Genomic DNA, 16,277 nt, shown 5'->3' on the forward strand with positions numbered 1-16,277 from the left:
AGAAGATCCCATGCAGACAGTGACTTTGAACAACGGCGTACAGATGCCGATCCTCGGCTTCGGCGTTTACCAGATCCCGCCGGAACAGACCGAGCAGGCCGTCACCGACGCCCTGGCCGCCGGCTACCGGTCGCTGGACACCGCCGCCGCGTACCGCAACGAAGAGGCCGTAGGCCGCGCGATAAAGAGCAGCGGCGTCGCGCGCGAGGATCTGTTCGTCACCACCAAGCTGTGGGTCCAGGACCCCGGCGGGGACAACACCAAGCGCGCCTTCGAGGCCTCGCTGCGCAAGCTGGGCCTGGACTACCTCGACCTGTACCTGATGCACCAGCCCTTCGGCGACGTCTACAGCCAGTGGCGCGCCATGCAGGACCTGCACCACCAGGGCCGGATCAAGGCGATCGGGGTCTCCAACTTCTCCCCCGACCGGCTCGTCGACCTCATCGACCACAACGACATCACCCCCGCGGTGAACCAGATCGAGACCCACCCGTTCTTCCAGCGGACCACCGACCAGGAGATCATGCGCGAGCGCGGTGTCCAGATCGAATCGTGGGGCCCCTTCGCCGAAGGCAGGAACAACCTGTTCACGGACCCGATCCTGAGCGAGATCGCCGACGCGCACGGCAAGTCGGTGCCGCAGGTGGTGCTGCGCTGGCTCATCCAGCGAGGCGTCGTCGTGATCCCCAAGTCGGTGCGCCCCGATCGCATGGCCCAGAACATCGACGTCTTCGACTTCGAGCTCACCGACGACCAACTGGCCCGCATCGCCACCCTGGACACCGGAAACTCACAGTTCTTCGACCACCGCGACCCGGCCATGGTCAGCCGGCTCGGACAACTGCGCGTCAACGACTGACCCCACCAAGAGCATGTGATGACGAACCCCAGCGACGATCACAGCGCCACGCTGGAGCGGCGCTCGTTCCTTCGAAGCGCGTTCCTGGCAGGAGGGGTCGTCATGGCCGGTGTCCCGATCATCGGTTCCTCTTCGCCCCGCCGTTCCAGCCCCGAGCCGGCAGACCGGCCCGCCCGTTCCATACCTGCCGCGAAGTCCATCCTGCTGGCCTACTTCTCCCGAGCGGGCGAGAACTACTACAACGGAGGACGCCGAAACCTGAAGGTCGGCAACACCGAAGTACTCGCCCAGATGATCAGCAGCCGAATCGACTGCGACGTCCACCGCATCGAACCCGCCGATCCCTACCCCGAGGACTACGAGGAGACCGTCGCACGGAACGTACGCGAACAGGACACCGACGCCCGCCCTGCCATCGCGGGCCCCCTGCCCTCGATCGACCGCTACGACACGGTGCTGCTCGGCAGCCCTGTCTGGAACGTCCGAGCACCCATGATCATGTCGACGGTCACGGAGGGCCTCGACCTGCGCGGCAAGACGGTCGTCCCGTTCACCACCCACGCCATGAGCGGGCTGGGAACCACAGCGCGCGACTACGCCGCCTCATGCCCGGGCGCGACCATCGCCGAAGGCCTCGCCGTCCGCGGCGAGGAGGTCAACGATGCCGACGCCGTCGTCGACGCGTGGCTGCAGCGCCTCCGGCTGGTCGCCGGAGCCACACGCTCACCGTCGTAAATCATCAGTTTCCCGCAGAATGTCCTAGGGATGATCAAGAATGGCGTGCCATGGGATGGATCGGGATCGCGACGGGCCACCAGCTCACCGTCGAGGGGACGCGGCGGCCGGTGCTCGCCTGCCGGACGGCCGCGGGCCGCGTGCTGGCCAAGGTGCCCGCCAACGTCAGGAAGGATCCGGCCGCGGTACGGCTCGCCGCCCTCTGCGACCGGCTCGGCGAGCACGCGCGGGCGGTGCACGACCGGGTCGAGTCCTGGATGGTGCGGTCGCTGCCCGTCCCGGCCGCGGTGTTCGCTGCCGTGTGGGACGACCCGGTGTGGCGCGAGACGCTCACCGACCTGGTCATCGCCCCGATCGTCGACGGCGCGCCCGACCTCGGCCGCTGCGCGCTCCTGCGCGAGGGCGCGTGGACGGGCACGGACGCCTTCGCGATCCCGCACCCGCTGCTGCTCGGCGACGAGCTGCCCATCTGGCGGGGACGGAACCCCACGCAGGTTGTCGAGCAGGTACGCCGCGAGGTGTGGACGCGTCCCGCGAGCATGGACCGTACGTTCGGCGTGGTCGACACCTTCGGATACATGGGCGCCCACTACGAGAGCGGCGCCGCGTTCGAGCGCCGCGTGCACGAGCTGGGTGGGCGCATCAAGGGGAACAGGGCGCGGTTCACCGTGCACGCGCCCGAGCCGCTCGGCATCGAGATCGACCTGCACTGGAGCGGGCCGATGAGCCCGGCCTACATGGCGGGGCTGAGCTTCACCGCGGGCGGCCGGGAGATCGGCGACATCGCCTGGTCCGAGGGCGTCCGCATTCTCATGGCCCTGTACGCGGACCGCACCGTGGACGAGACGGAGCCGCTGGTGGAGGCAGCCGAGGCGTACTCCCACTACTGCGACGCCCACCAAGGCGAGCCCGGCACCGTGGTGCCCTCCGGCATCACCGGCCCGACACGCGACATGCTGTTGCGCGCCGGGGCGGTGCTGCCGGGCACGCCCGCCGGCACCGACGAGGACACGTGCGTCGCCGTCCGCTACGAGCACTCCGTCCTGGACGAGCCGTTCGTCGAACTCGTCCGCCGCGCGGCCGTCGACGGCGACAAGGCCGAGAAGTCGCTGTACGACCTGGACCCGGTGGCGGAGAACGGCGTCGGCACCGTGCACGCGGGCCCGCTCGGCTTCCTCGCCTCCGCCCTGCACAGGCACCCGAAGCAGCGCGCCCGCATCCTGGCCGCGCACACCGACCTGCGGGCCACCCGCGGCCTGGCCGCCCGTAAGCCCGGCCTCGCGCGCACCGCGCTCACCCGTACCGGCGACGACCTGGAGACGCACGCGCCCGAGCTGCTGCCGCCGTTCTATGAGGAGTGCGCGCGGATCCTGGCCGCCGCGGGCAGCGCCCGCTTCGCCGCAGCCTTCTTCGACAAGGCCCGCGCCGCCGAGGACGCGCACGCGCTGCCGGTCGACGAGGCCACGCTCGTCGCGGCGCACCTCGCCGCGGGACCGGACGCCGCCGGAACGGCCACGCTCAAGAAGCACGGCAAGCGGCTCGCCGCCCGCCACTCCGCCCCCGGCGCGTACCGCTGGCACCGCGGCCTGCTCACCGAGTGGTGCGAGGAAGTCCCCGACGGCGCGGACGGCGCGCTGGCCCTGGCCGACGGCTGGGCGGCGCTGGCGAAGGCCGCCGGGCACGCGCTCGGCGGGCCCGAGGACGAACGCGCCGTACGGGCCCTGCTGGAGAGCGGCTGCATGGAGTCGGCACCGCAGGCCCTCTGGACGTTCATCCTTCCGTTGCTCGGCCCGATGGCACGGGCGGACGCGGGCATCGGCCGCGCGCTCCTCGGCATCCTGCCGCTGCCCGCCAAGGACACCCCCAAGGCGAAGAGCGCGGCAGTATCGCTCCTCCTCGGCAACCTCGCGGGCGCGGGCCTGACCGCCCCGTTCACCACGTCCCCCGGGGCGGCGGCGAAGGACTGGCTCGGCCGCTTCCTGAAGCTGTACGCCGGGCTCGCACTCCCCGTCGCCGGTCTCGGCGACCTCCTGCACGACGCCGGTACGCGGCTGCGCGCGGAGGGCCTCACCTGCGACGCCCATGAGGCGGCACTGGGAGTGGACGAGGACGAGGTCAACCGCTGGGAGGAGACCGCCGCCGACCTCCCGCTCCTCGATCTCCTCCTGGACCGCGGCGTCCCGCTCGCGCGGCCCCGGCTGCTGCACACGTTCAAGCTGTACGACCGGCTCGCCTCCGGAGCGGGCACCGACCTGGCCGCCGTCGCCGCCGACCCGGACTGGGCTCCGCTGCTGCGCGACGCGATCGTGGGCAACGTGACCAACCAGCTCAACGTCACCGAGCCCGCCGTCCCGAAGCAGACCGCCCCCGAGACCGTACGGGCCCTGACCGCGACACCGGGAACGGCGCAGATTGTCGCCGCCATCCTGGCCGAGCATGCCGAGCGGGTCCCACATCAAGGGCTTCCGGACGCGCACGCCGCCCTGTGCGACGCCGAACGGTTCACCATCGCCGGAGTCCCCGGCCCCCTCCTGGACAGCGTCCGGACGATCGCGACCGGGACGGACCCGGCCCGCGCCCTCGCCACCACGCTGAGCGGCGGCGTCCTCGACGAACTGGAGTTGCCCGCCTTCGTCCCCGGCCACGTCAACACCATCACCGACTACCTGGAAGAGAGCGGCACCGACCTGCTCCTGATCGAGTCCGGCCGGCTCTGGGAGCACCAGTTCCGCGCCTGCGTCGTCACACCGGATGGAGCCGGCCCGTCCCACGGCTTCGGCACGTACGAGTACATCTCCAGCCGGTCCCACGAACGGACCGAGGCGCGCGACCTCTACGACCGCTGCCTGATCTCCGTGAACGGCCGGGTGACCGTCCTGGACCACGGCGGCCCGCACTGCCCACACGGCAGCGCGCACCCCGCCGCCCGCCGCGTCGTACCGGCCGACGGCGAACGGGTCGCCTTCCCCGGTGGCGCCGAGGCCACCGTGTGGCGCGGCCAGGGGCGGACCATCGAGCTGCGGGACCCGGCCGGGCGGACCATCGGCCGCTACGTCCGGGGCTGGGGCAGGGTGCCCGAGCACGACGGTGCCGAGAACATCAGCACGGTCGCGCACCACCGCTACGCGTCCGGGACCCGCCTGGTCGCGCCTCCCGGCCGGTGGTCGGCGATGCGGCCGCGCGACCCCGAAGGATCCAGGGCGCTGCGCGCCGTCGACGAGAAGAAGGCGCAGGCCCTGATCGACGTCGCGGACGCCGCGCTCGCCGCCGACCTCATGCGGGTGCTGGACCCCGAGAGCAGGTACGCGGAGAAGGCCGCCGCCCGCGACGAGCTGGCGGGACGGCTCCGCCCGCTCCTGCCGGAGATCACCGACGAGTCGCTCTGGAAGGGCGTCACGTTCCTGGTGTGGACGGCCGTCGAATGCCGCGAGCGCGCGTTCACCCTGCTGGAACGCCTGGCGCTGACCCCGCCGCTCCACCTGCGCCCGGCGCCCGCCTTCGCGGCGCCCACCGTCCAGTCCGAGAAGTCCCCCGAGCCGGACGATCCTGGGCCTGAGTCCGCGTACGAGAGGATCGTCCACTTCACCCGTGCCGCCGTCGATGTGCCGTACGACAAGAAGATCGCGATGTTCGACGCCCCCGCCGTCAAGGGGATCGAGAACACGCTGGGCCGCCTCGGCGCCACCGTCCTGGAGGCCGCGTGGGGCAACGGCGGCGGGCGCGCGCACCTTCTGGAACTGGCCGCCGTCCCCGAACTCCTCCGTACCGACGGCACCTGGCACGTCGCCCGGCTGCGCCCGGAGTACGACCTCGGGCAGATCCACTCGGGCCGCGGCCCCATCGCGGCCGCCGCCGTCGCCGACTACGAGCAGGTGGGACACGGGTACGCGGTCACGGCGCTCCTCTACACCCCGGACGGCCCCGACCCGCTCCTGTTCACCCGCAACCGCGCCGTCGAGCTGCGGACCTGCCGCGGCTGGGGCGACCCGCACCGGCTCCGGCGGGCGCTCGACCTGATCGCCGAGAACGGCCCGCCGCCCGTGGACCGGGAGGCGACCGTACGGGCGTTCGCCGAGGCCACCGGCCTGTCACCGGCCCAGTGCCTGATCCTGCTGTCCACCTCGGCCCGCACGCTCTCCTGGCCGGACGGCTGGGCGCGGGGCCGCGTCGCCGCCTTCCACGAGGGCGACGCCGCCCGCGCCCGCGAACTCGACCTGACCGAGATCGAACTGCGCATCGCCGCGCTCTCCCTGGAGGCGCTCACCACCACCGACGAGGCCGTCGACGTCGTCGAGCTGCTCATGCCCGACGACCCCGCCGACCTCTGGCGTACGGGCCCCGACCTGGACCGGGCGGTCGCGTACTGGACGGAACGCCACCCGAGGATCACCCCGCTCACCAGCGGGCAGTGGGTCACCCTCGCCTCCGGCGCCGAAGACGCCCTGGAGGCGCTGATCGCCCTGCTCGGGGAGCGTCCGTCCGTACCGCCGCTGGGTCACATCGCCCACGCTGCGAGGCTCCTGGCCGACCGCCTGCCCAAGGACCACCCCGCCCGTACGACCGCCGCCGCCCGCCTGCGTGACCTGCACGAACACGTCACCAGCCCGGACACGACCCTGCCCATAGCCGCCGGGGTCACCTCGGTCACCGCCATGGAACGAGCCGCCGGAGCGACCGCGGCCCACCTCCCGGAGAGCAGACTCGCCATCGGCGAAGCCCTCACCCTGGAGCCCGCCGGAGACGGCTACCGCGTCCTCCTCCGCCCGTCCCGCTGGTCCGACCTGGACGGGCTGGCCCCGGCCCTCCGCCGCGGCGGCGCCACCGATGTCGCCCTGGTCATGGAGGACCTGCGCTTCCTCCGTTCGTCCGAGCCGCTGGAGGCCGCGGCCCGGCTGGAGTGACGTTCCCGGGGGCCTGTGACATTTGAATCTGTTGCGCGGCGGCCCGCCAGTGCAGGGTGGAGATCACCCAGTCCACGCCTCCGGCGGCAGGAAGGCGAGACCCGCGCATGACCCTTTCGCTCGCACCGACCAGGCGGCCGCCGGCGGCCGGTACCGCCGCGCGGCCAGGACGTCTACCCTGGTCAGCCGGTACCGAAGAGCGGGTGGTGGGCGGATTGGCGGAGTTCCGGCGCTCCGAGCGCATGCTGCTGCTGGCCCCGCTGGGGGCGATCGGCTGGAGCGCCGCGCTGCCGTTGGTGCAGGTGGCGCTGGCGTTCGGCTACCGGGGCAGCGATCTGCGGACCGGGTTGTGGAGCCTGGCGGCGACCACGGTGTACCTCCCGCTGCATCTTCGGCACGTCTGGTTCGCCGCGCGCGGGGTCCGGCCGCCGTCAGGCTACTGGACGCTGGCGGGGATGGCCGTCGTCATCCTCGTCGCCACGCCCTTGGCCGGGGCCATGTGGATGCGGTCTTACACGGCTCTCATCGTCTCGGCGGTGCTGGTGCTGCCCGGCCCGTGGTCGTACGTCGTCTATGCGGCGGTAGTGGTAGCGGTGGCCCCGGTGAGCCACGCGCTGGGGACGCCCTGGGACACCGCGCCATGGCTGGTGTTCTCGGTGGTGTGCGGCAGCATGGCGTTGCTGCTGCTGGTCTGGCTCCCGGCGGCGCTGGCCCGATTGCGTACGGCCAGGGAGGCGCTGGCCCAACAGGCGGTCGCGCAGGAGCGCCGCAGGATCGACGCCGAGCTGCGCCACACGGTCGGCGCCGCGCTGGAGTCCATCGCCGACCGTGGCCATCGGCTCGGCCACCGCCTCGCCCAGAGTGACCCACCAGCAGCAGAGCCGAGAGAACCCACCGAGTTGGCGGACGAGCTGACGGGGCTGTCCGCCGACTCCAGGCGCGCGCTCGCCGAGACGAGGCGGCGCGTGCGCGGTTACCGGCGGCCGTCGCTGCGCGCCGAACTGGAGACCGCCACCGCGCTACTGCTCGCGGCGGGCATCGCCACGCGCCTGGAACTTCCACGGAGCGCCCTGCCCGACACCATCGCCCAGCCGTCGCGGGCCGCCCTGCGTGCGGCCATCACGCGCCTGCTGCGTGACCACGCGGTGCGGGCCTGCACGATCACGGTGACCTCCCTGGGTGGCCGGGTTCGGCTGGAACTACGCGCGGACGATGCCGCCGAGATCATCGAGGTGGCGTCATGACCCCGTCCATGACCCGGTCGGCGACCCCGTCGATCCTGCCCGCGTGGGTGCTGCGGCGCCCGCACTGGCCGCTGGTCGCGCTGCACGTGCCGCTGACCGTGCAGGCGCCGGTCTACTCGATCATCGGCATGGAGGGCCGGCCCTCTGCCCCGCTCATCATGATCCCGGCGGCCGCCGCGCTGGGCGCGCTCCAGCTGCGGCACAGCCTCGCCGCCGCCCGGGGCGAGCGTCCCGCGGGCTGGCGCTGGAGCTACGCGGCGTTACTGCTGCTCGCGTACGTGCCGGTGATCTGGATCGGCGCGAACTGGCAGGCCATGGGCATCTTGGCCCTCGCCTCGACGGTGATGTTGCTGCGCCCGCGGACGGCGTTGCCGGTGTGCGCCGCGCAGATGCTGGTCCCGGTGACGATCGAGATCAAGTCGGTCATGGGGGCCTCGCTCCTGGAGATCGTCACCATGATGATCTACGCCACGGTCGTCCCGCCCCTGTTCGCCACCGCGCTGGTCGGCGGCGCCCGGCTGGTCCGGCTGGTGAACGAGCTGTACGCCACTCGCACCGAGCTGGCCGCCACGGCGGTCGGCGAGGAGCGCGTCCGGGTCTCGCGCGACCTGCACGACCTGCTCGGGCAGAGCCTGTCGGCGATCTCGCTCAAGGGTGACCTGGCGCTGCGGCTGCTGGCCAAGGACGCCGCCGCCGCCCGCGGCGAGGTCGAGAGCCTGACCGGGGTGGCGCGTGAGGCGCTGCGGGGCGTACGTGCGATCGCCCGCGACGAGCACGCCGTTTCGCTGCGTACCGAGATCGAGGGTGCCGCGGCCCTGCTCGGCGCGGCCGGGGTGGACACCGAGTTCGACGTGGCCGACCTGCCGCCGCTGCCCGGCCCCGCGCAGAACGCGCTGGCGTGGGCGATCCGCGAGGGCACCACCAACCTGCTGCGCCACAGCGAGGCCCAGACCTGCTCCATCACCCTGTCCCGGCACAACGGGACGGTACGGTTGGAGATCGTCAACGACGGCGTGCGGGGCGTCGCGGCTCCCGGCTCGGGGCTCGCGGGGGTGGGCGAGCGCGCCCGCGCCGTGTCCGGCACCTCCGCCACCACCGTCCGCGACGGTCGCTTCCGGCTGTCGGTCGAAGTCCCCGAGGAAGCCCTGTGATCCGCGTACTCATCGCCGAGGACATGCACATGATCCGGTCCGCCCTGGTCGCGTTGCTGTCGCTGGAAGACGACATGGAGGTCGTCGCCGAGATCGAGCGCGGCGACGAGGTGCTGGCCGCCGCCCTGCGGGTACGCCCCGACGTCGCGGTGCTCGACATCGACATGCCCGGCCTGGACGGGTTGTCGGCCGCCGAGCAGCTCTCCGAGCGCCTGCCCGGCTGCCGCACCCTCGTGCTCACCGGGCTCAGCCAGCCCGGCAACCTGCTGCGCGCGCTGAAGGTCCACGTGAAGGGGTTCATCGTCAAGGACGCCCCGGCCCAGACCCTCACCGACGGGATCCGCCGCATCGCCAGAGGCGAGCGGGTGATCGACCCCGAACTCGTCGCCGCCGCGCTCGAGACCGGCAGCAGCCCGCTCACCGCCAGGGAGACCGACGTGCTGCGCGCCGCCGGTACGGGCATCAGCACCGCCGAGATCGCCGTCCACCTGTCGCTGTCGCAGGCCACTGTGCGCAACTACCTGTCCAACGCGATCAGCAAGGTCGGCGGGCGCAACCGCATCGACGCCATCCGCATCTCCCGCGACGCGGGCTGGCTCTGACCGCGCCGAGGCCAAGTCCAACGCCGCGCTTCTGAGACCGCCCGGGGTCGGCAAAAGGTTTGTCATGGCGCAAACTCTCCTGCCACGACAATCCGCCTGCTTAAGGCTCCTGGCCAGAGGCCAATTCCACTTGCTTTGAGTAACGCGGCACAGGCCGGGCCAGCGCACAATCTACCGGCCCCCGGCGATCCCGAAGGGCCGCGGACTCTGTGGCGAAACTCATCGCCCGTCGTGTGACATTTACATCTGTTTGCTCCGAGGTCTCACGTGGAGGATTGGACTCACGTAGCCCCGCCTCGTCAAATCGCGGAGAACCCGGCGGCCCTGAACCTCGGGAAACTACGTAAGCGCCCGCAAAGGGGCGGTGAACCTGTGCTGGGACCATCCCAGCGCAGGAAGAAACACAGGGAGACACCGGAATGCGAAAGTTGATTCTAGGTTTTTATGTCTCGCTCGACGGAAAAAGCGCTGACGCGGACAATGGAATCCGGGACGTCATGATGAGCATCGACGACCCCGAGCAGGAGAACTACTTTGTCAGCCGGCTGTGGGAGGCCGGGGCCTTCCTCATGGGCCGGAACAGCTACGAGAGCATGGCCGGATACTGGCCCACCTCCGACCACCCGTCCGCCAAGGCCATGAACGAGATCCCCAAGGTCGTGTTCTCCCGCACCCTGACATCGGCCGACGACTGGCCCGAGACCCGGATCGCAGGCGGTGACACGGCGGAGGAGATCGCCAAGCTCAAGGCCGAGCCCGGCAAGGACCTCGTCGCCGCCGGCGGCACCGCGTTCATGCACTCCCTGATCAAGCTCGGCGTGGTCGACGAATACCGGCTGTGGGTGCTGCCTGCCGCCACCGGCAAGGGCGCGCCGCTGTTCCCCGAGCTGGATCAGCCGGTGAACCTGCGCTTGGTGGACAGCACGGCCTTCCCGTCCGGAATCCTCGAACTGGTGTACGCGCCAGCCGACAAGTAAGACGTGATCGCCTGGGCCAGGCGATGCGCTTGCGATGGACGTTCTCCACGCAGAACCGGTCCGGATTGACAAGAAGGGGATTTCACCATGACCGAACCCCATGTTTCACCGATCAGCGACGCGGCCAAGCCCCCGGTCGACGACCGGGCCGCGTTCCAGGCCGAACTGGACCGGCTCCGGGCCCGGGAAAAGGCCCACACCCGCGAGGGCGACGCGATCGCCGCCGCCCGCCGCCGCCTGCCGATGGTGCAGATCGATCCACAGACCCCGCTGACCGGGGCGGACGGGACGGTGCCGCTGATCGACCTGTTCGCCGGCCGGTCGCAGCTGATCGCCTACTACCACATGTGGCACCCCGGCCGGCCCGCCGCGCAGCAGTGCGAGGGCTGCACCTTCAGCACCTCCCACGTCACCGAGCTGGCCTACCTGCACTCCCGCGACGTCAGCTACGCCGTCTTGGCTGAGGGGTCCTACGAGGAGGCCTCGCGCTACCGCGACTTCATGGGCTACCCCGTTCCCTGGTACTCGGTGCCGCAGGACTCCGTGGACCGGCTGATCGCCGGCCGGCACTTCGGCATCCTGGCCTGCTATCTGCGAGACGGTGACCAGGTGTATGAGACCTACTGGACCACCGGCCGCGGCAACGAAGCGATGGCACCGTCGTACGGACTGCTGGATCGCACCGTCTACGGGCGGCAAGAAGACTGGGAGGACTCGCCGGACGGCTGGCCGCAGCGCTGGGGCTCCATGGGCGGCCAGTTCCAGCTCGACGGCCGGCCGGCCGCCCAATGGTCGCGCCTGCGGGCCGGGCGCGACGACGACCTCGGCCCCCTGCCGGACGGATGGACCGCGTCCACCTGCCCCCTGCACACCGCACCACCGGCCGCGGCGACGCCCTGACAGACTGCGGATCCGACGAGGGCAAGGAGTGCATCATGACCCTCCTCCACACGGTGGGAATATCGGTCGGCTGCGTCCTGGCCCTCGTGCCGGCCCTGTTGCCCTCTGTACAACCCACCCGGAGGTGGCCGCACGTCGTCATGGCGCTCGGTATGGCGGCCGGGCATCTGGGCGGGTTGTTCCTCTTGGTCGGGGTGCTCGCGTTACTGACCGCCGGCTGGCTGTGCGGTTCCCCGTCCCGCCGCGCAAAAAGTGGTCATCACATCCCGGACTTCGTGGTCATGTCCGTCCTTTTAGTGTTGACGGCGTTCGGCGGACCTCCTCTCGGCGGCACTCTCGCTGGGCACGTGCACGCGGGTGGTTCGCCGGCGACGATGGGCCTGGTCATCGGGTTGGTCTGGACCTGCGCGCGGCTCATCCGCGTTCTGCCCGAGCGGGGCGTGAACCGAAGGGGGATCGGCCAGGAGCTGTGCTCGGCCGGAATGGCGGCCAGCATGGCGTTCATGGCCGCGTTGTCGTTGTGATGGGCCAGAGCCGGCGCCGCCGTCTCCGATCGTTGACGTCGAGCGAGCTACTTGACCCGAAGCAGCGCCCTTCTTACTGCCTTCCGCGAGCGCCGGGGCGTGGAAGGCAGCTAGCCAAGTTCCTTGATCCGAATATTTCGCCATCTGCACGCTGCACCGTGTCCCCAGCGGGCGTCGCCGAACACGGCGTCATTGTCGTGCACCTCGAACGCGATGTGGCCGCTGCTGCCGAGGGTGGCGAGCACCGCTTCGGGGTCGTAGTCGGGAGACTCGAGGGTGGCCGTGTTCAGCTCGGCGATCTTGAGCCCGTTGACCCAGGTGGTGATCACGGGTAGGGCACCGACGGCCCGGATACGCAGCTCGTTCCAATTGCCCCATCGCCACACGCTCAGGAAGTCCTCGACATCGGCCGCATGACCAAGCCTGCCGATCTTGTCGGGCGTGACGGGCTCTGTGCTGGTGGCGGGATCGTCCGCCTGGAGCCCGACGACGTCCCCGTGTGCGTCGCGCCGGGACCGGACTGCGAAGGGGACGGCGGAGAAGCTGGCCAAACCGTTGCCGAAGAACCCGCCGATGCCACCGGACTCCCGGTGGTCGAGCAGGACCTGGAAGCCTTCCCAGGGGTCCGGCCGCCGCCGGATCATGATGCCCGTGTCGGCGGGCCAGTCGGGTCTGGCTTCGAGGGAGAGCTCGAAGTCGCCGAACGCGAGGTCGCTGACGAGGTACACGCGTGGCGCCGCATGCCAGCCCTTCAGCGTGCTCCCGTCGAAGAGCGGGACGAAGCCGTCGTCGTCGAACATCTCAATCTCCATCGCCGATCTCCCTCGACTCTCACTGAACGACGCCTCCGGTAGCTTCCACAGCAGCGACCGGATGTACCCAACTGCCTCGGCGGCGCCGTGGGACCGTTCCGTGCTGGACTTGAGCATGCCGATCACGGTGGCGCCGGCATCGCGATCATCCCGGTGATCGCGACCCGCGACGTTTCCGTGCCGCAGGTCAGGTGGCCGTGGCGAAGTAGGGGTGCCGGCGCAGGTACGACAGGGACGCGGCGCTGCTCTCAGTGGGGGTCGGGAGGTGGGGAACGTCCACTTCGATGACGAACCAGCCGTCGAAGCCATCGGGGAGCGCGGTGAGGACGGCGTCGAAGTCGACGACGCCGCGGCCCGGTTCGATCCACACCTTGGACCGGCCGGTGGCGGTCATGTAGTCCTCGTCGCGCTGCCGGGCCCCGGCGGCGGCGGTCGCGTCGACGTCCTTGAGGTGGACGTTCAGGACCCGGTCGGCGTAGTCGGCGATGACCTTCTCCGGGGTGGCGCCGGCCCAGCGCAGATGGCCGGTGTCGGGACCGAACCACAGCGCACTGCCCGAGGTGGCCTCCAGCACGGCCCGCACCTCTTCCTCGACCTCCACGGGGGAACCGACGTGCGGGTGCAGCCCGTACCGGACACCCTCGGCAGCGGCGGCCTCCGCGGCCGCCGCGAGCCCCTCGGCGATCACGAGCGTGCGGTCGGCGTCCGGGGCGAGCCCGACGGCGGGGTGCGCGATGCGGTCAGGGATCAGGTCGGCGGCGATGAAGGCGCTGTCGACACCGAGCTCCAGGTGCGCGTGCGCGTGCCGCTTGATGTCCTCGACAGCCTGGGCATGCCGTTGCCGGTCGTGGAACGGCGCGGAGAAGTACCCCGGCGCCGCGGCGAGCGAATGCTCCGACAGCAGCGCCCCATACTCGGCAGGGGTCATGTCCGGAGGCAGTTCGATGGTGAGATGGGTGAACCCGACCTGGGAGAGGGCGGTCATCGCCTCCTGAAGGATGCCGCGGTCGAGGCGGTAGCCGCCGTCGCCGAGGATCCACGGCAGCGGGTTGATCGCGGTTCGATGCTTCAGGGTGGTGCTCACAGGATTCTCCTTGTCGGTCACTCCGCCACCAGGTCGTTCCGGGAGCCTGTGGGGTAGTCCACGAAAGCGAACGCCGACCCGTCCGGCGCCCAGCTGGGGACGTTGATCGTGCCCTGCCCACCGCGCAGCGCCACCAGCGTCGTCGGCTCCTGCCAGGCGTCGACTGACACGAGCCGCAGCTCGACCGGGAGGTCAGCGGGGTGCCCGGTCGTACCGGGCGGGTAGCTGAGGTACACGGCGACATCCCCGGTGGGCGCGACGTGCGGAAACCAGTTCACCCGCTCGTCGAAGGTGAGCTGCTCCAGCCCGGTCCCGTCCGGCCGCACCCGGGCCAGCTGCGCGTGCCCTGGGGCGGTGGAGAACTGTTCGGTGTTGAACACGATCCACTCACCCTCGGGCGTCCACTCGCACCCGTCCGCCGGGCCCGGGTCGGTGGTGACCGCGACGTCGTCCTGCCCATCCAGCCCGACAGTGTGGATGGTCGCCGACGCCCACCAGTTGTCGCCTTCCGGTGCCAAGCGCACGTAGCCGAGGCGCTGCCCGTCGGGGCTGACGCCGTGCAGGAAGTGCATCCCTCCATCCTCGACAGTCACGCGGCGAGCCGCCCCACCGGCGAGGGGGGCCTCCCAGATGTGCCAGTCGTTCGCGGATGCGAACACTGTGGCGCCATCGGGGGCCAGCACGTGGTCGTTGTTGACGTCGGGCAGGCCCGTCGCATGGATCTGACGTGGCGAAGCCGTCGCGGGGCCGTCGGCGGGCAAGAGCCAGAGCTTGCCGTCACCGTTGACGAGCAACTGCCCGTCCGTTGTCCAGTTCGGCGCCTCGTAGAGCCGGTCGCGGGACTCGAACACGGTACGCACGGTGCGGGTCGCGCGGTCCCAGATGCGGATGCGCGCGGACTGACCAGGCTGCAGCACCCGCCGCGGGATCTCCTCGTCACTCACTTGCCGGCCTCCTCCGCCAGGTGAACCCGGATCCCGGCGACGATGAGGTCATGGTCCTCCATCGACGACAGGCCGGACGCGGTCGCGGCGGCGACGACACCGACCCCGCGGACACGGATGGGGAACGATCCGCCGGTGACCGCGTAGTCCGCACCCAGCCATCCGATCGCCGCCGGGTTCACACCGGCAGCGGACAGGCGAGCGTCGACCAGGGCGCTGCTGTTCTCCATGCGCAGCACCACTGCGGCCTTGCGGGCGATCCACACGTCCTGGTCAGGGGTGATGCCCGGCAGTGCGGCGCGGAACAGGATCAGACCGGGCCGGCGGATGTCGATGCCGACCTTGTGCCCGGCTTCCTGGGCGATCGCGGTTATACGGGAGCCGAGCCGCCAGGCATCGGCGTGGTCGAACGCGTCGAAAGCCAGCTCCTGTTCCTGCTGCTCCAGCGTGGTGATCAGATTCGTCATGGGCAGGCTCTCCCTTTCAGGACCCGGCGAGCTGGGCGCGGGCCTGGTCGATGGTGGCGATGATCGAGACGGTCTCCTCCAGCGTGTGCACGGGCGACTCGGTGCGGCCCTCGCCGACGAATCGGGCCAGGGCGGTCGCCTCCCAAGAGAGTCCGTCGAAGCCGCGCAGCCCGGTCTGGTCGCTCCACCGCAGCGTCGGTGAGAAGTGGTCAGCACCGGACAGAGTGAACGAGGTCGGCGCGTAGAAGGCGCCATCGATGCTGACCGTCGCCTCGGTCCCGGCGATCACTCCGGTCATCGCGGTGCGCGCCTGGATGGACGAGTACAGCGTCGACAGCGCGCCCTGCTCGTGAGTGAGCACGAGCGTCGAGTACGCGTCCACCCCGGTATCCGTCATCCCGCCGACCGCGAGAACCTGCGTGGGGGCGCCGAGGACCATGGAGGAGAGTTGCACCGGGTAGACGCCCAGATCCAGCAATGCCCCACCACCTTGCTCGGGACGGTAGAGCCGGTGCCGCGGATCCGGGGTGATCGCCTGCCCGTGGTCGGCCAGTACCGCCCGCACGTCCCCGAGCACTCCGTCGGCGAGGAGCTTGCGGATCACCGAGGTCTGCGGCAGGTACCGGCTCCACATCGCCTCCATCACCAGCACGCCGGCAGCCTGCGCCGCTTCCGAGAGGGTGCGCGCCTCCGCCGCGGTGACGGTGATCGGCTTCTCGATGAGCACGTGCTTGCCCGCCGCGATCGCCGCCAGCCCGACCGCGAGATGCGCGCTCTGCGGGGTCGCCACATAGACGACATCCACCTCCGGATGGCGCACGAGCTGCTCGGTGGAACCCAGTACGTACTCGATTCCGCGCTCGGCCGCGAACGCCTCCGCCCGCTCGACCGAGCGCGACGACACCGCCACCAACCGCTGCGCCGTGTGAGTGCGCAGAGCCTTCGCGAACTCGCCCGCGATCCAACCCGGCCCGACGATCCCCCACCGTAGCGACGGCTCGCCGCTGTCGGGAAGGTAGAGGTCAGGGTCGGGCAGATGGGAAGGCAGCATGCCCCACGCTCCACTTCACAACACTA

At 70.9% G+C, this 16,277-nt stretch carries 14 protein-coding genes; 9 read left to right on the top strand and 5 right to left on the bottom strand.

Annotated features, from left to right (window positions below; genetic code table 11):
• Nucleotides 1-10 precede the first annotated feature (10 nt).
• The 9 genes from ACGFNP_RS47675 to ACGFNP_RS47715 all read left to right on the top strand — a co-directional run bounded on the left by ACGFNP_RS47675 (nt 11) and on the right by ACGFNP_RS47715 (nt 11,893).
• Complete coding sequence (locus ACGFNP_RS47675; RefSeq protein ID WP_393329690.1) at nt 11-859, top strand: aldo/keto reductase; 849 nt, start codon at nt 11-13, stop codon at nt 857-859.
• An 18-nt stretch (nt 860-877) separates the two neighbouring features.
• Nucleotides 878-1,594: a flavodoxin gene (locus ACGFNP_RS47680; RefSeq protein ID WP_393329692.1), complete on the top strand. Its 717-nt coding sequence runs from the start codon at nt 878-880 to the stop codon at nt 1,592-1,594.
• A 50-nt stretch (nt 1,595-1,644) separates the two neighbouring features.
• Nucleotides 1,645-6,495 carry a DUF4132 domain-containing protein gene (locus ACGFNP_RS47685; RefSeq protein ID WP_393329694.1) on the top strand — a complete coding sequence of 1,617 codons (4,851 nt, stop codon included), beginning with the start codon at nt 1,645-1,647 and terminating at the stop codon, nt 6,493-6,495.
• 206 nt (nt 6,496-6,701) lie between these two features.
• A complete protein-coding gene (locus tag ACGFNP_RS47690; protein WP_393329696.1) occupies nt 6,702-7,739 on the top strand; it encodes a hypothetical protein in 1,038 nt (345 codons plus the stop codon).
• Nucleotides 7,736-8,890: a sensor histidine kinase gene (locus tag ACGFNP_RS47695; protein WP_393329698.1), complete on the top strand. Its 1,155-nt coding sequence runs from the start codon at nt 7,736-7,738 to the stop codon at nt 8,888-8,890. Before ACGFNP_RS47690 ends, ACGFNP_RS47695 begins: the two co-directional genes overlap by 4 nt.
• A complete protein-coding gene (locus tag ACGFNP_RS47700) occupies nt 8,887-9,492 on the top strand; it encodes a response regulator transcription factor (RefSeq protein ID WP_358327296.1) in 606 nt (201 codons plus the stop codon). The genes ACGFNP_RS47695 and ACGFNP_RS47700 overlap by 4 nt, the downstream gene beginning before the upstream one ends.
• A 419-nt stretch (nt 9,493-9,911) precedes the next feature.
• The gene (locus ACGFNP_RS47705) at nt 9,912-10,469 is read left to right on the top strand and encodes a dihydrofolate reductase family protein (RefSeq protein WP_358327298.1); all 558 of its coding nucleotides are present in this window, start codon (nt 9,912-9,914) and stop codon (nt 10,467-10,469) included.
• 87 nt (nt 10,470-10,556) lie between these two features.
• Nucleotides 10,557-11,369, top strand: coding sequence for a DUF899 family protein (locus ACGFNP_RS47710; RefSeq protein WP_393329700.1), 813 nt, complete (start codon nt 10,557-10,559; stop codon nt 11,367-11,369).
• Between the two features lie 35 nt (nt 11,370-11,404).
• Nucleotides 11,405-11,893 (top strand): hypothetical protein, encoded by a 489-nt coding sequence (locus ACGFNP_RS47715; protein ID WP_393329702.1) that lies wholly within the window; start codon nt 11,405-11,407, stop codon nt 11,891-11,893.
• 110 nt (nt 11,894-12,003) lie between these two features.
• On the opposite strand, the gene ACGFNP_RS47720 is transcribed toward ACGFNP_RS47715, so the two are convergent.
• From ACGFNP_RS47720 to ACGFNP_RS47740, 5 genes are all read right to left on the bottom strand, one after another.
• Nucleotides 12,004-12,705 carry a DUF1080 domain-containing protein gene (locus tag ACGFNP_RS47720; protein ID WP_393329704.1) on the bottom strand — a complete coding sequence of 234 codons (702 nt, stop codon included), beginning with the start codon at nt 12,703-12,705 and terminating at the stop codon, nt 12,004-12,006.
• 187 nt (nt 12,706-12,892) lie between these two features.
• Nucleotides 12,893-13,789 (bottom strand): sugar phosphate isomerase/epimerase family protein, encoded by an 897-nt coding sequence (locus ACGFNP_RS47725; protein WP_393329706.1) that lies wholly within the window; start codon nt 13,787-13,789, stop codon nt 12,893-12,895.
• A 17-nt stretch (nt 13,790-13,806) separates the two neighbouring features.
• Nucleotides 13,807-14,733 (bottom strand): TolB family protein, encoded by a 927-nt coding sequence (locus tag ACGFNP_RS47730; RefSeq protein WP_393329708.1) that lies wholly within the window; start codon nt 14,731-14,733, stop codon nt 13,807-13,809.
• Nucleotides 14,730-15,200 carry a heme-degrading domain-containing protein gene (locus ACGFNP_RS47735; RefSeq protein ID WP_393329710.1) on the bottom strand — a complete coding sequence of 157 codons (471 nt, stop codon included), beginning with the start codon at nt 15,198-15,200 and terminating at the stop codon, nt 14,730-14,732. The genes ACGFNP_RS47730 and ACGFNP_RS47735 overlap by 4 nt, the downstream gene beginning before the upstream one ends.
• 16 nt (nt 15,201-15,216) lie before the next feature.
• Nucleotides 15,217-16,251 (bottom strand): Gfo/Idh/MocA family oxidoreductase, encoded by a 1,035-nt coding sequence (locus ACGFNP_RS47740; protein WP_358327312.1) that lies wholly within the window; start codon nt 16,249-16,251, stop codon nt 15,217-15,219.
• Nucleotides 16,252-16,277: the final 26 nt, after the last annotated feature.

The sequence above is a fragment of the Nonomuraea sp. NPDC049269 genome (assembly GCF_043197155.1).
Classification (GTDB): Bacteria; Actinomycetota; Actinomycetes; order Streptosporangiales; family Streptosporangiaceae; genus Nonomuraea.